The 14,036-nt window shown below is 76.2% G+C and carries 12 protein-coding genes; 7 read left to right on the top strand and 5 right to left on the bottom strand.

Features of this window, described 5'->3' with window-relative positions; all coding sequences use genetic code 11:
• Positions 1–99: 99 nt before the first annotated feature.
• From JIG38_RS02220 to JIG38_RS02190, 7 genes are all read left to right on the top strand, one after another.
• Positions 100–1,290 carry an NAD(P)/FAD-dependent oxidoreductase gene (locus JIG38_RS02220; protein WP_199421824.1) on the top strand — a complete coding sequence of 397 codons (1,191 nt, stop codon included), beginning with the start codon at positions 100–102 and terminating at the stop codon, positions 1,288–1,290.
• 127 nt (positions 1,291–1,417) lie between these two features.
• Positions 1,418–1,915: an NfeD family protein gene (locus tag JIG38_RS02215; protein WP_199421823.1), complete on the top strand. Its 498-nt coding sequence runs from the start codon at positions 1,418–1,420 to the stop codon at positions 1,913–1,915.
• Positions 1,912–3,117 (top strand): SPFH domain-containing protein, encoded by a 1,206-nt coding sequence (locus JIG38_RS02210; protein WP_199421822.1) that lies wholly within the window; start codon positions 1,912–1,914, stop codon positions 3,115–3,117. The genes JIG38_RS02215 and JIG38_RS02210 overlap by 4 nt, the downstream gene beginning before the upstream one ends.
• 154 nt (positions 3,118–3,271) lie before the next feature.
• Complete coding sequence (locus JIG38_RS02205) at positions 3,272–5,005, top strand: ABC transporter ATP-binding protein (RefSeq protein WP_199421926.1); 1,734 nt, start codon at positions 3,272–3,274, stop codon at positions 5,003–5,005.
• Positions 5,002–7,020, top strand: coding sequence for an ABC transporter ATP-binding protein (locus JIG38_RS02200; RefSeq protein ID WP_372419687.1), 2,019 nt, complete (start codon positions 5,002–5,004; stop codon positions 7,018–7,020). The genes JIG38_RS02205 and JIG38_RS02200 overlap by 4 nt, the downstream gene beginning before the upstream one ends.
• A gap of 98 nt (positions 7,021–7,118) precedes the next feature.
• A complete protein-coding gene (locus tag JIG38_RS02195; RefSeq protein ID WP_199421821.1) occupies positions 7,119–7,952 on the top strand; it encodes a TrmH family RNA methyltransferase in 834 nt (277 codons plus the stop codon).
• Between the two features lie 173 nt (positions 7,953–8,125).
• Positions 8,126–9,250 (top strand): hypothetical protein, encoded by a 1,125-nt coding sequence (locus JIG38_RS02190; protein WP_199421820.1) that lies wholly within the window; start codon positions 8,126–8,128, stop codon positions 9,248–9,250.
• Here the strand turns inward: JIG38_RS02190 and JIG38_RS20860 are convergent.
• From JIG38_RS20860 to JIG38_RS02165, 5 genes are all read right to left on the bottom strand, one after another.
• On the bottom strand, positions 9,228–9,944 hold the full coding sequence (locus tag JIG38_RS20860) for a GNAT family N-acetyltransferase (RefSeq protein ID WP_199421819.1): 717 nt from the start codon (positions 9,942–9,944) through the stop codon (positions 9,228–9,230). The genes JIG38_RS02190 and JIG38_RS20860 overlap by 23 nt on opposite strands.
• On the bottom strand, positions 9,941–10,498 hold the full coding sequence (locus JIG38_RS02180) for a YbaK/EbsC family protein (protein WP_199421818.1): 558 nt from the start codon (positions 10,496–10,498) through the stop codon (positions 9,941–9,943). Before JIG38_RS02180 ends, JIG38_RS20860 begins: the two co-directional genes overlap by 4 nt.
• A gap of 505 nt (positions 10,499–11,003) precedes the next feature.
• Positions 11,004–11,531, bottom strand: coding sequence for a YbhB/YbcL family Raf kinase inhibitor-like protein (locus JIG38_RS02175; RefSeq protein WP_199421817.1), 528 nt, complete (start codon positions 11,529–11,531; stop codon positions 11,004–11,006).
• A gap of 109 nt (positions 11,532–11,640) precedes the next feature.
• Positions 11,641–13,350, bottom strand: coding sequence for a SulP family inorganic anion transporter (locus JIG38_RS02170; protein WP_307844466.1), 1,710 nt, complete (start codon positions 13,348–13,350; stop codon positions 11,641–11,643).
• 59 nt (positions 13,351–13,409) lie between these two features.
• Positions 13,410–13,772 (bottom strand): ArsR/SmtB family transcription factor, encoded by a 363-nt coding sequence (locus JIG38_RS02165; protein WP_199421816.1) that lies wholly within the window; start codon positions 13,770–13,772, stop codon positions 13,410–13,412.
• Positions 13,773–14,036 lie beyond the last annotated feature (264 nt).

Raw genomic sequence — 14,036 nt, 5'->3', positions numbered from 1 at the left:
GGCGCGCGTGCCGCTCCGACGCGCGCGCGCCGAGGGCGTCGCCTAGCGTGGCGGTGTCGCCCCGACAGGCGGTGCCCCCCGAGAGCGGAGCCGGCCGGCATGGACCTTCGACCGCACCACGACGTGCTGGTGGTCGGCGGCGGCAACGCCGGCATCTCGCTCGCGGCACGGCTGCGGCGCGACGGGTGCCGCGACGTCGCCGTCGTCGACCCGCGGCGCGTGCACCACTACCGGCCGCTGCTCTCCTACGTGGCGTCGGGCATGGCGACCCTCGACGACCTGCGCCGGCCGCAGGCGGACGTCGTGCCCGAGGGCGTGCCCTGGTACCCCGACCACGTCGTCGCGGTCGACGCCGCGCGCTCGGTCGTCCGGCTCGCCGGTGGCCTCGAGCTCACCTACGGCGACCTCGCGCTGTGCCCGGGGTCGGAGGTCGACTGGGACGCCGTGCCGGGCGCGGAGCAGGCGATGGCCACGCCGCACGCGTCGACCAGCTACCTGCCGGAGCACGCCGAGGGCACCTGGGCCATGCTGTCGGCGCTCACCACGGGGCGGGCCGTCTTCGCGATCTCCGACCGGCACGTGCCCTGCGCGCCCGTCGGCCTCAAGCCGCTGTTCACGGCGTGCGACCACTGGCGCCGCACCGGGGTCCTCGACGCCGTCGACGTCGAGCTGCTCGTGGCGGGCCCGGCCCTCGTCGACCACGCGGAGGCCGACCGCGAGCTGCGCGCCGCGGCGGACGCGTACGGCGTCCGTGTCCGGACCGGCACGACCGTCGAGCAGGTCGACGGCGAGCGCCGCACGCTGCGCGTCCGCGGCGCCGACGGGGTCGAGGAGCTCGCCTACGACGCCCTCTACCTCGCGCCGCCGCACCGCGCGCCCGCGTGGATCGCGGGGAGCGGCCTCGACGCGGAGGGCACGGACGGCTTCGTCGCCGTCGACCCGGAGACGCTCCAGCACGTGGCGCACCCCCGGGTCTGGGGCCTGGGCGACGCGGCCGAGGTGCGCACGGTGCCCTCGGGCGGCGCGCTGCGTCGCCAGGTGCCCGTCGTCGCGGAGAACATCGCCGCGCGGCGCCGGGGCCGGACCCTGAGCCGCTACGACGGCTACACGGTGGCGCCGGTGACGACCTCGCGCAGCCACCTCCTGCTCGCCGAGCACGACCGGGACGGGCGTCCCGAGCCGACGCTGCGGTTCCCCGACCTGGCGCGTCCGAGGCGGAGCCTGCTGGTGTTCGACCGGTGGCTCGAGCCGCCCGTGTACTGGCACCGGCTCCTGCGCGGGAAGGTCTGACCGCACCCTCTCCGGCGCCGTGCACCCGATGTCCGGGTTGGCGCCGACCGCGCCAAGACTGCGCAAAGAAAACGTCTCCGCCGCCTCATCCCTCCCGGTAGCATGGGGCATCGACGAGGGAGGCGCTGTGGACTGGGTGTGGTGGCTCGGAGCGGCCCTGCTGCTCGCCGTCGTCGAGATCCTCTCGCTCGACCTCGTGCTCATCATGTTCGCGGGCGGCGCCGCCGTCGCCGCGCTCCTCGCCGCCATGGGCTTCCCGCTGTGGGTGCAGATCCTCGGGTTCGCCGTCGCGTCGGCCGGGCTGCTGCTCGCGCTGCGCCCCTGGCTGCTGCGCCACCTGCGGCGTCGCGTGCCGCTCGTCGAGACGAACGTCCACGCCCTCGTCGGCCGCACGGCCGTCGTCGTCGCGGAGGTCTCGGACCGCGCGGGTCGCGTCAAGCTCGCGGGCGAGGTCTGGTCCGCGCGCACCGACGGCGAGCACCTGCTGCCCGAGGGCGAGGAGGTCGTCGTCATGCGGATCGACGGCGCGACCGCCGTCGTGAGCCGCGCGGCCCACCTGCACCACCCGCACGACGCGCCCACACCCGGGCCGGCCCGGCCCCGACCCACCGAGGAGAGCCCGTGAGCACGACCAGCCCCGCCGGAGTCGCCGGGTACCTCATCCTGGGGCTGCTGCTCCTCTTCGTCGTCATCGCGCTGGTCCGCTCGGTGCGGATCGTGCCGCAGGCCGTCGCGCTCATCGTCGAGCGCCTCGGCCGCTACTCGCGCACGCTCGACGCCGGGCTGCACCTGCTCATCCCGTTCGTCGACCGCGTACGCGCCGCCGTGGACCTGCGTGAGCAGGTCGTCTCCTTCCCGCCGCAGCCCGTGATCACGTCCGACAACCTCGTCGTGAGCATCGACACGGTCATCTACTTCCAGGTGACCGAGCCGCGGTCGGCGGTCTACGAGATCGCCAACTACATCCAGGGCATCGAGCAGCTCACGGTGACGACCCTGCGCAACGTCGTCGGGTCGATGGACCTCGAGCAGACGCTGACCAGCCGTGACCAGATCAACGGTCAGCTGCGTGGCGTGCTCGACGAGGCGACCGGCCGGTGGGGCGTGCGCGTCAACCGCGTCGAGCTCAAGTCGATCGACCCGCCGCAGTCGATCCAGGGCTCGATGGAGCAGCAGATGCGCGCCGAGCGCGACCGCCGGGCGGCGATCCTCACGGCGGAGGGCGTCAAGCAGTCCCAGATCCTCACCGCCGAGGGCGAGAAGCAGGCCGCGATCCTGCGCGCCGAGGGCTCCGCCCAGGCCGCGATCCTCAACGCCGAGGGCGAGTCGCGTGCGATCCTCCAGGTCTTCGACGCGATCCACCGCGGCGACGCCGACCCCAAGCTGCTCGCGTACCAGTACCTGCAGATGCTGCCCGAGGTCGCGCGCACGCAGTCGAACAAGGTGTGGTTCATCCCGACCGAGTTCACGGCCGCGCTGGGCGCGATCAGCAAGGGCTTCGGCGGACCGGGCGCGACCGCGGGGGACGACCTCGCGTTCGACTCCGGGCGGCCCGCGGGCACCTCGCCCCTGGGCGACGACCTGCCGCCCACGTCGCTCACGGACCCGTCCGAGGCGCTCGCCGAGGCGCGACGCCAGTCGGCCGCCGCGACCGAGGACGCCACGCGCTCGGGGACGCTCAGCGGCCGGCCGTTCGAGCGCTCGACGGAGGCCGGCCAGCACGAGGGCGCGCCCGCGCCGCACCCGACGACGCCGCCCGCGGACACCCCCGACGGCCCCCCGCGACCGCCGGAGCAGGGCTTCACGCCGCCGCCGTACCAGGCCTGAGCCGGCGGGCACCGGCCAGGCCCGGGCTCGGGCGGGCTCGGGCGGGCTCCGTCCGGCCGGTGCGGGCGGTTCGCCCAGGGAAAACACGCGCCCGTTCGCGTCCGACCGGGTCTAGGTTCGCACGGTGAGCACCGCCGCCGGCCGGGGACCGAGCATGCTGGTCGCGCTCCTGCGCGTCCGTCTCTCGCTCTACGCGCGCCGGCTCGCCGTCGTCGTGCTGCTGCAGCTCGTGCAGGCGGTCGCGAACCTCTACCTGCCCAGCCTCAACGCCGACATCATCGACGACGGCGTCGCACAAGGGGACACGGGCGTCATCCTGCGGCTCGGCGCGCTCATGCTCGGCGTGACGTTCGTCCAGGTCGTGTGCGCGATCGGCGCCGTCCATGCGGGCGCCGGCGTCGCGGCGGGGCTGGGGCGCGACGTGCGCGCCGAGGTCTTCGACCACGTGCAGACGTTCTCGGCGCGCGAGGTCGGCCGGTTCGGCGCGGCGTCGCTGCTCACGCGCACGACCAACGACGTCCAGCAGATCCAGATGCTCGTCCTCATGAGCCTGACGATCATGGTCGCCGCGCCGGTCATGGTCGTGGGCGGCGTCGTCATGGCGCTGCGCGAGGACGTGCCGCTCAGCGGGCTGCTGCTCGTCGTCGTGCCCCTGCTCGTCGTGGTGCTCGGGATCGCCGTCGTGCGCATGCGGCCGCTCTTCCGCTCGATGCAGGAGAAGATCGACCAGATCAACCGCATCCTGCGCGAGCAGATCGGCGGCATCCGCGTCATCCGCGCCTTCGTGCGGGACACGCACGAGCGCGAGCGGTTCCGCGACGCCAACGAGGACCTGGCACGCGTCGCGATCGCCGTCGGGCGGCTCATGGCCTTCCTGTTCCCGACCGTCATGCTCGTCATGAACGTCTCGGGCGTCGCGATCCTGTGGTTCGGCGGCCAGCGGATCGCCGACGGGTCCATGCAGGTCGGGTCGCTCACGGCGTTCCTCAGCTACATCATGCAGATCCTCATGGCCGTGATGATGGCCGTGATGATGTTCATGATGGTCCCGCGTGCCGAGGTCTCCTCCGAGCGGGTCATGGAGGTGCTCCGCACGCCCTCGAGCGTCGTCCCGCCCGCCGAGCCCGTGACGTCGCTCCCCGCGCGGACGAGCGTCGAGCTGCGGGGCGTGTCCTTCCGGTACCCCGGCGCCGACGAGCCGGTGCTGCGCGGCGTCGACCTGCTCGCCGAGCCCGGGCGCACGACGGCGATCATCGGCTCCACCGGGTCGGGCAAGACGACCCTCCTCGAGATGATCCCGCGCCTGTCGGACGTCACCGAGGGCGCCGTGCTCGTCGGGGGCGTCGACGTGCGCGACCTCGCGCCGCAGACGCTCTGGGGCTCGATGGCGGTCGTGCCGCAGAAGCCGTACCTGTTCGGCGGGACGGTGGCGTCCAACCTGCGCGACGGCAAGCCGGACGCGACCGACGAGGAGCTGTGGCACGCGCTCGAGGTCGCACAGGGCGCCGACTTCGTGCGCGCGATGGGCGGCCTCGACGCCGCGGTGGCGCAGGGCGGCACCAACGTCTCGGGCGGGCAGCGTCAGCGGCTCGCGATCGCCCGCGCGCTCGTGCGCCGCCCGGCGGTCTACCTCTTCGACGACTCGTTCTCGGCCCTGGACTTCGCGACCGACGCCGCGCTGCGCGCCGCCCTCGTCCCGGAGACGCGCGACGCGACGGTGATCGTCGTCGCGCAGCGCGTGAGCACCATCCGCACGGCGGACCGGATCGTGGTGCTCGACGACGGCGCCGTCGTCGGCACGGGCACGCACGCCGGGCTCATGGCCACGAGCGAGACGTACCGCGAGATCGTGCTGTCCCAGCTCAGCGAGCAGGAGGCGACGGCATGAGCACCGGACCCGCGGGACCCGTGACGCGGCCCGGGACGCCGACGCCCGGCGCGGGCGGCGCTGCGGGCGCGCCGCCGGCCGCGCCGCCGCCGCGCGGGCCCATGGGCATGATGGGTGCCCTCGGCATGCCCATGGCGAGGCCGACGGACTTCCGCACCTCGGCCCGTCGGCTGCTCGGCGTGCTGCGTCCGGAGCGGGGCGCGCTGCTCGCCGTCGTCGGCCTCACCGTCGTGAGCGTCGCGCTCATGGTGCTCGGGCCGCGGATCCTCGGCCACGCGACCGACCTCGTCTTCACGGGCGTGCTCGGCCGGTCGCTGCCCGCAGGCCTCACGCGCGAGGAGGCGGTCGCCGGCCTGCGCGCGCGCGGCCAGGACGCGCTCGCCGACGTCGTCGCCGCGAGCGACGCGGTGCCGGGACAGGGCGTGGACACCGGCGCCCTCGCGCGCGTGCTGCTCCTCGTGCTGGCGCTCTACGTCGGCGCGTGGGCGTTCGGGTACCTCCAGGGCCTGCTGACGACCGGCGTCGTGCAGCGGACCGTGCTGCGGCTGCGGGCCGACGTCCAGGCCAAGCTCGCGCGCCTGCCGCTCGCGCACGTGGACCGGCAGCCCCGCGGCGACCTCCTCTCGCGCGTCACCAACGACATCGACAACCTCGCGATGACGCTCCAGCAGACCTTGAGCCAGCTCGTCTCCGCGGTGCTGACGATCGTCGGCGTGCTCGTCATGATGTTCTGGATCTCGCCGCTGCTCGCGGTCATCGCGCTCGTCACGGTGCCCGTCGCGGGCTTCGTCACGGCCGCCATCGCGAAGCGGTCGAAGCCGCAGTTCACGGCCCAGTGGGCGCGCACCGGCACCCTCAACGCCCACGTCGAGGAGATGTACACGGGGCACGCGCTCGTCAAGGTGTTCGGGCGTCAGGAGCAGGCGTCGGCCGCCTTCCACGCCGAGAACGAGGCGCTGCACGACGCGACCTTCCGGGCGCAGTTCATCTCCGGCCTCATCCAGCCCGCGATGATGTTCGTCTCCAACCTCACGTACGTCGCGATCGCCGTCGTGGGCGGGCTGCGGGTGGCGTCCGGCGCGCTGAGCCTCGGCGAGGTCCAGGCCTTCATCCAGTACTCGCGCCAGTTCACGCAGCCCATCACCCAGGTCGCCGCGATGATGAACCTGCTCCAGTCGGGCGTCGCCTCGGCCGAGCGCGTGTTCGAGGTGCTCGACGCCCCCGAGCAGTCGCCCGAGCCCGCGGACGGGCCCCGGCCCGACCCGGTGCGCGGCCGCGTCGCGTTCGAGGACGTGTCGTTCTCCTACGACCCCCAGGCGCCGCTCCTGGAGCACCTCGACCTCGTCGCCGAGCCCGGGCGGACCGTCGCGATCGTCGGGCCGACGGGCGCGGGCAAGACGACGCTCGTCAACCTCCTCCTGCGGTTCTACGAGCTCGACGGCGGGCGCATCACGCTCGACGGCGTCGACGTCGCGGCGATGGACCGCGAGGTGCTCCGCAGCCAGATCGGCATGGTGCTGCAGGACACGTGGCTGTTCGGCGGCACGATCGAGGACAACATCGCCTACGGCCGCGCGGGGGCCACGCACGACGAGGTGGTCGCGGCCGCCGAGGTCACGCACGTCGACCGCTTCGTGCGGACCCTGCCGGACGGCTACGCGACGGTGATCGACGACGAGGGCGGCAACGTCAGCGCGGGGGAGAAGCAGCTGATCACCATCGCACGCGCGTTCCTGGCCGACCCGCCGATCCTCGTGCTCGACGAGGCGACGTCGTCCGTGGACACGCGCACCGAGGTGCTCGTCCAGCACGCGATGGCCGCGCTGCGGCACGGGCGCACGTCGTTCGTCATCGCCCACCGGCTCTCCACGATCCGGGACGCCGACACCATCCTCGTCATGGACGGCGGCGCGATCGTCGAGCAGGGCACGCACGACGAGCTCCTCGCCGCCGGCGGCGCGTACGCCGCGCTCTACGCGAGCCAGTTCGCGGCGGCCGCGGCCTCGGTCGACTGACGCCCGGGCCGGTTCTGGAACGGATCCGGCGTCCCCGTGCAGGATCCGTTCCAGAACCGGTGGACCGTGGGGAGGTCGCGGGCTGGGAGGATGCTCCGGTGCCCGTGCTGCGAGTGACCGACCCCGACGACGAGCGCCTCGCGGACTACACGCGGCTCACCGACGTGGCGCTGCGCGCCAAGCACGAGCCCGCCAAGGGTCTGTACATCGCCGAGAGCTCCACGGTGATCCGCCGGGCGGTCGCCGCGGGGCACCGGCCGCGGTCGTTCCTTATGGCGGAGCGATGGCTCCCGGACCTGGCCGCGCTGCTCGACGAGGTCGGCGCCGGCCCCGACGGCGACGTCCCGGTCTACGTCGGCGAGCCCGACGTCCTCGAGGGCATCACGGGCTTCCACCTGCACCGCGGCGCGCTCGCGGCGATGCACCGGCCGCCGCTGCCCGACGTCCACGCGCTGCTCGCGGGCGCCCGGGGCGGCGCCGGGGCGCGGCGCGTCGCCGTGCTCGAGGACGTCGTCGACCACACCAACGTGGGCGCGGTGTTCCGGAGCGCGGCGGGGCTCGGGGTGGACGCGGTGCTCGTGTCGCCGCGCTGCGCGGACCCGCTGTACCGACGGTCGGTGCGCGTCTCGATGGGCACCGTGTTCCAGGTGCCGTGGACCCGGCTCGGGTCGTGGCCGGGCGGCCTCGACGACCTGCGCGCGGACGGGTTCGTCGTCGCCGCGCTCGCGCTCGCCGACGACGCCGTCACGCTCGACGCCCTCGCCGCCGACCCGCCCGAGCGCCTCGCGATGGTGCTCGGGACCGAGGGCGACGGCCTGTCCCGGGCGGCGGTGCAGGCCGCCGACGTCGTCGTGCGCATCCCCATGGCGGGCGGCGTCGACTCGCTCAACGTCGCGGCCGCCTCGGCCGTCGCGTTCTGGGCGCTGAAGTGACCCCGCGGGGCGTCCGCCCGGCGTAGCGTCGAGGTATGCGTCCGGTCCGCCGCATCGCATCGGTCCTCGTGGGTGTCGCCGCCCTGGCGTCCCCGGCTGCGGCTGCCGCCGCCCCCGGGCCCCCGGCGGTGCTCCCGGCGGCGGTGCAACCCGCCTGCGCGACGGATGTGCCCGTGGCCATCGACGGCACGCTCACCCTGGACGCCGACGTCGTGCAGGCCGGGACCCCGATCCTCGGCGTGCTCAGCGACTTCGCGCAGTGGCCGGCGGGGCTCATCGGGGGCGGGTCCGGCGAGACGTTCCTCAGCTGCGCGCCCTGGCTGCCGCTCGGCGACGCCGAGGCGCTGGTGACGACCGCCGACGTCGGGCTGTTCCTCCTCGACGTCCCGGCGGGCACACCCCCGGGCACCTACGCGGTGAGCGTCGTCTTCTTCGAGGGTCCCGAGGCGCCGCCCGGGGAGCGGACGTTCGCACGCCTGAGTGCGTCGGTGACGGTCACGTCGGAACCGGTCGACGCGGTCGCGGGCCCTGCGTGCGCCCTTCCCGGTGCCCCGGCGCCCCGGGGGAGCCTCACGGGCGACGACGCCGCCGTCGTGGGTGGTGCACTCACCGTCGGCCTGACCGACCTCGGCGACGCCGCGCGGATCTACTTCGACGAGTACGACACCCTGTGGGCCGTCGCGTGCTTCGACGGTCGCGCGGTGCCCGTGCGGCAGGACCTCGCGGCGGCGCCGGCCTCCGTGCGGCTGCCGGTCGGCGCGACGCCCGGCCCGTCGACGCTGCGCCTCGGGGCGCTCCTCGACGGGGCGCTCGTGTGGTGGGAGCGGGTCGTCACCGTGACCGCCGCGCCCGAGCCGCCGCCCGCGGCGCCGACGGTCGAGGTCTCCGCGCCGAGCTGCACGACCGTGTCCGTCGCCGGGTCGGGCTGGGCGGGGGGCGGTGCGGTGGCGGTCGCCGTCGTCGACAGCCGCGGCGCCGTCGTAGCGGGGCCCGTCTCCGTGCTGCCCGACGCCGCCGGGGCGATCGCGCCGGCGGCCGTGGCGCTCGCGAGCCCGCCGTCCGGGACCTACTGGGGCGCCGTGCTCGTCGACGGCGTGGAGCGCGCCCGGTCCGTGGGGTTCGCGCTGCGCGGCTGCCGCCCCGAGCTCCCCGCCACGGGCCCCGACGTCGGCCTCGCAGGGGCGGCGCTCGCCCTCGGCCTGCTCGGGCTCGCGTGCGTCGCCTGGGCGCAGGTCGCCGGGGGGCGGCGCCCCACGCCCGTCCGGGGTCCGCGCCTCAGGGGGCCGGGCGCACGCTGAGCTGCGCGCCCACGTCGGCGTAGCCGAGCGTGGCGGCGGTCCGGATCGACGCCGGGATGCGCGCGCGCCACTGCGGCAGGAGGCCGGCCTCCCGGGCGTGCGTGCTCGCGGCCGCGCCGACCACGGCCGCGAGGCGTCGCCCGCGCGCCTCGGGTGCGACGAGCACGCCGACGTGCGCCGTGTCGGACGGCCACCGGTGGTACCCGGCGGCGGCGAGCAGCCGGTCGCCGTCGCGTGCCACGAACAGGGGCGAGCCCGCGTCCTCGAGCCCGCTCTCGTCGGTGCCGTCGGGGTCCGTGGCGAGCAGCGCGGTCACGCGCGGGTCGTCGACCGCGACGGCCTCGCAGGCGGGCGCGGACGGCAGGGAGGCCGCGGGGTCGAGGTACGCCAGGCGCGCAGGGCCGAGGACGGCGTCGAGCCGCAGCACGGCGCCGACCGCGTCCGGGTCGGTGAGGTCGTCGCCGTCGAGCGCGAGCAGCGGCACGACCGCGGCGGCCGTCGCGTCGTCCGGCACGGACACGAGCGTCGCGCCGCCGACGCGCACGACGCCGAACCAGCCCGGCGGGCACAGCCGCGACGCGGGCGCGACGACGACGCGGGCGCCGTCGTCCGGGAACGTCACGTCCGGGCCGGCGAGGTGCGCCCAGCGCGTGCGCGCGGCCGCGACGAGGGCCGGGGAGGCGGCGGCGCTCACGGCGCCGTCACCGCGAGGTCCTCGACGACCTCGGCGCCCGGCATGGTCGCGAGGAGGTCGCCCGGCAGCGCCAGCTTGGAGCGACGCAGCCCGCTGCCGACGACGACGTCGCCCGCGTCGCGCACGCGCGCGTCCACGAGCACGCGCCAGCCCGCGGGCAGCCCGACGGGCGTGATGCCGCCGTACTCCATGCCCGACTCCTCGACCGCGCGGTCCATCGGCATGAAGGACGCCTTGCGCACGTCGAGCAGGCGCTTGATCGCCGCGTTGACGTCCGCGCGCGTGCTCGCGAGCACGACGGCGGCCGCCACGCGCTCCTCGCCCGCGCGCCGCCCCGCGACGAGCACGCAGTTGCCCGAGGCGTCGAGCGCCAGACCGTAGGCGGCGGTGAGCGCCGCCGTGTCGGCGAGGTCGGGGTCGATCGCGGCCACGCGCACGCCGGTGGCCACGGCGGGCTCGACGTCGGCCCAGCGGCGCAGGGCGTCCGCGGTCGCGGGGGCGACGAGGTCGGGGCGGTCGAGGGCGGGCGTCCAGGCGAGCGCGTCGATCGGCATGCGCCCATCCTGGCGCGCCGCCCGTCGGGGCGCTCGCACCGCTGCAAGCCGGGGCGCTCGCACCCCGCAAGCCGGGCGCGCCGAGGGCGCCGGCGGTCCGCCGGGCGCCGCGGCCGTCCGGGTCCCGGTCGGCGCGCGCAGGGCCTCGGTGTGCGCGGAGCGCAGGTCGGCCGAGGGCAGCAGGCCGAGCTCGCCGAGCGCCGCGGAGGCGCGGGCGTCCGCGGCGACGCCGTCGGCCGGGCGCCGCGGCGGTCGTGCGCGCGGTGAGCGCGAGCCCGTCGTCGAGCAGCCGGACGGCGTCCGCGGGGCCGGCCGGGGCGCTGCGCCGCAGGCGCTCGTGAAGACGTCGGCGTCGACCTCGCCGTCGGCTGGCGAGGAGCGCGGCCAGCAGGGCGCGGCGGCGCGCGCCCTCGACGGTCACGGCACCGGCTGCGTACCGCAGGACGAGGGGCCGAGCACCCCGCACTCCATGGCGCGATGCCACGGCCGCCCCCGGCGGCGCCGGTCAGGGCCGGCAGGTCACCGTGAGGGTCCCGCGCGCGAGCGCGTGGAAGAGCGCGGAGATCGCCACCGACGTCGGCGTCGGGTCCGGGCCGAGGTCGAGCGTCTCGACGTCGAGCGCGTGGACCGCGAACACGTAGCGGTGCTCGTGGTCGCCCCGGGGCGGTGCCGCGCCCGTGTACCCGACGCCACCGCCGTCGTTCCGGGCCTGCCGCGCGCCCGCGGGCAGGCCCGCGCCGTCGGGCGAGCCCGCGCCGGCGGGCAGCGACGTCGTGCCCGCCGGGAGGTCCCACACGGTCCAGTGCCAGTAGCCCGCGGGCGACGGCGCGTCGGGGTCGAAGCACGAGACGACCACGCTGCGCGTCCCCTCGGGCGCCTCCCACGCCAGGTGCGGCGAGGTGCTCCCGCCGGCAGCCGTGTGCCGGTGCGGCATCGCCTCGCCGTCGACGAGGTCGTCGCTGCGCACGGCCAGGGCGGGCAGCCGGGGCAGCAGCCCGTACGGTTCCGGCGCGATCGGTCGGGACAGGTCCACGGCTCCTCCTCGTCCGCCGCGTCAGCCGCCGTCGGGCGGGACTCGGCTCGTGGCCCCATTCACGCGCACGACGTCGCGTGCCGCACGTCGGCTGCGTGGCGTCGCCGCGTCAGGCGGCGGGCGCCCGGGACGCGGCGACCGCCCGGTGGACGTGGCTGCGCGCGTGCGCGAGGGCGTCGTCGAGCCGGTCGAACACGTGCGCCTCGTGCTGGAGGGCGTCGAGCGCACCCACCGCCTCGACGAGCCTCCGGTGCTCCGGGCGCAGCCCCTTGAGCAGCACGACGACGCCGCGGCGCTGGAGGTCCGCCACGATCTCGCCGAGCGCGTTGGCGCCGCTCGCGTCGAGCACGCGCACCGACGACAGGCGCAGCACCACGACGCGCACGTCCGTCACCGCGGCGAGCTCGTCGAGGAAGCGTCGGACGTCGGCGAAGAACAGCGCGCCGTCGATGCGGTAGACCGCGATGTGCTCGCGCAGCAGGGCGCGCTCGGACTCGGCGTCGACCTCGCCGAGGTCGAGCTCCTCGCGGTGCAGCCCGCTGGTCCGGGCCATGGCTCGCAGCGCGAGCACGCCCGCCAGCGCGACGCCGAGCTCGACGGCCACGACGAGGTCGAACACGACCGTCGTCGCGAGCGTGAGCACGAAGACGGTCGCGCCCGAGCGGCCCGAGCGGCAGATCGCGCGCGCGGTGCGCCCGTCGACCATGCGCGCGGCCGTGACCAGCAGGACGCCCGCGAGCGCCGCGAGCGGGATGCGCGCGACGAGCGGTGCGGCAACGAGCACGACGGCGGCGAGGACGACCGCGTGGGCCGCCGCGGCGGCCCGGGTGCGCGCGCCGGCGCGGACGTTGACCGCGGTCCGGGCGTTGGCCCCCGTCGCGGGCATGCCGCCCACGAGTCCCGCGGCGATCGTGGCCAGGCCCTGCCCGGTGAGCTCGCGGTCGGGGTCGGTGCGCGGGAGGTCGTCGGCCATGCCGTCCGCGACACGCGCCGAGAGCAGGCTCTCGAGCGCGGCGAGGGCCGCGACCGCCACGGCGGCGGGCACGAGCGCGCTCGTGGCCTCGGGGGTGAGCGTGGGCAGGCTCGGCGCCGTGACCAGGGACGGCAGCGGGCCGATGCGCGCGACGTCGAGGTGGAGCACCTCGGCGGCGAGCGTCGCGGCGACGACGGCGAGCAGCGAGGCGGGCAGGGTCCGGTGGAGCCGCGGCAGCACGAGCATGACGCCGACGACGCCGGCGACGACGAGCAGCGGGAGCCACGCCGCGGACCAGTCCGCCGCGGCGACCGTGCGCAGCGCGACGAGCGCCGCGTTCTCGCCCTCGGCACGCGGCGTGTCGAGCGCGAGCGGCACCTGCTGCGCGGCGATGACGACGCCGATGCCCATCGTGAACCCCTCGACCACGGGCCACGGGATGTAGGCGACGAGGCGGCCCACGCCGAGCACACCGCCCAGGAGCACCAGGCCGCCGGCCATGACGGCGACGGCCGCGACCGCGTCGGTCCCGTGCCGCGCGACGATCGGCACGAGCACGACCGTCATCGCGCCCGTGGGACCCGAGACCTGCAGCGACGAGCCGCCGAGGACGGCGGCCACCAGGCCGGCGACGACCGCGGTCACGAGCCCGGCCGCGGCGCCCACGCCGGACGCGACGCCGAACCCGAGCGCGAGCGGCAGCGCGACGACGGCGACGGTCACGCCCGCGACGGCGTCGGCCCGCCACGAGCGCGCGAGCCCGGCGTAGTCGGAGCGCCGGGGGAGCGTGCGCCGGGCGGCCGTGCCGAGCGCGGCCCGCAGGTCGGCGGACCAGGCGGCGCCCACCGCGGTGCCTGCTGTGCCTGCTGTGCCTGCTGTGCCTGCGGTGCGCCGGGCCCACGCGCTCACCGGGAGCCGGTCCGGCCGAAGGGCTCCTCGAGGTCGGCGAGCGCGGCGCGCGTCCCGGCGAGCGAGTCGAGGAGGAAGGTCCGGGCGGCCGTCATCAGCTCGGCGACGCTGGGGTGCGCGAGCGCGTAGTGCACGGCGTTGCCGTCCCGGCGCGCGGTGACCAGCCCGGTGCGGCGCAGGACGGCGAGGTGCTGGGACAGGTGCGACGCCTCGAGCCCGGTCTCGGCGAGCAGGGCGCTGACGGGCCGCTCGCCGGGCGCGAGCAGCTCGAGCACCCGGACGCGCAGCGGGTGGCCGAGGGCCTTGAACAGCTCGGCCTTGATCTCGTGGAGCGGCGTCTCGCCGCGGGCGGTGGGCATCGGCGGTCCTCGTGTGACGACTTAAGTGTTTCCATCAAACCATCAGAAGGCTAGCGCATGGGTGAGGCCGCGGCCGGGACGGGGCGCCGGGAGGTCGCGGGTGGTGACCGACGGGGCGCCGGTCGGTCGCGCGGGCGGGATCAGGGCCTCTGCGGCGTCCGGGTGAGCGGCGCGCCGGGCGCCACGCCGGGCCGATTGACACCGTGCGCGGGGCGGCGTGTACTGGAGGGGATCGAACAGGTGTTCGAACATCACGTTCGTCAC

Origin of the sequence: Actinotalea solisilvae, assembly GCF_016464425.1 — a bacterium.
GTDB lineage: Bacteria > Actinomycetota > Actinomycetes > Actinomycetales > Cellulomonadaceae > Actinotalea > Actinotalea solisilvae.
The sequence above is the reverse complement of the archived record's forward strand: the minus strand, read 5'-3'. Positions and strand labels throughout refer to the sequence as shown.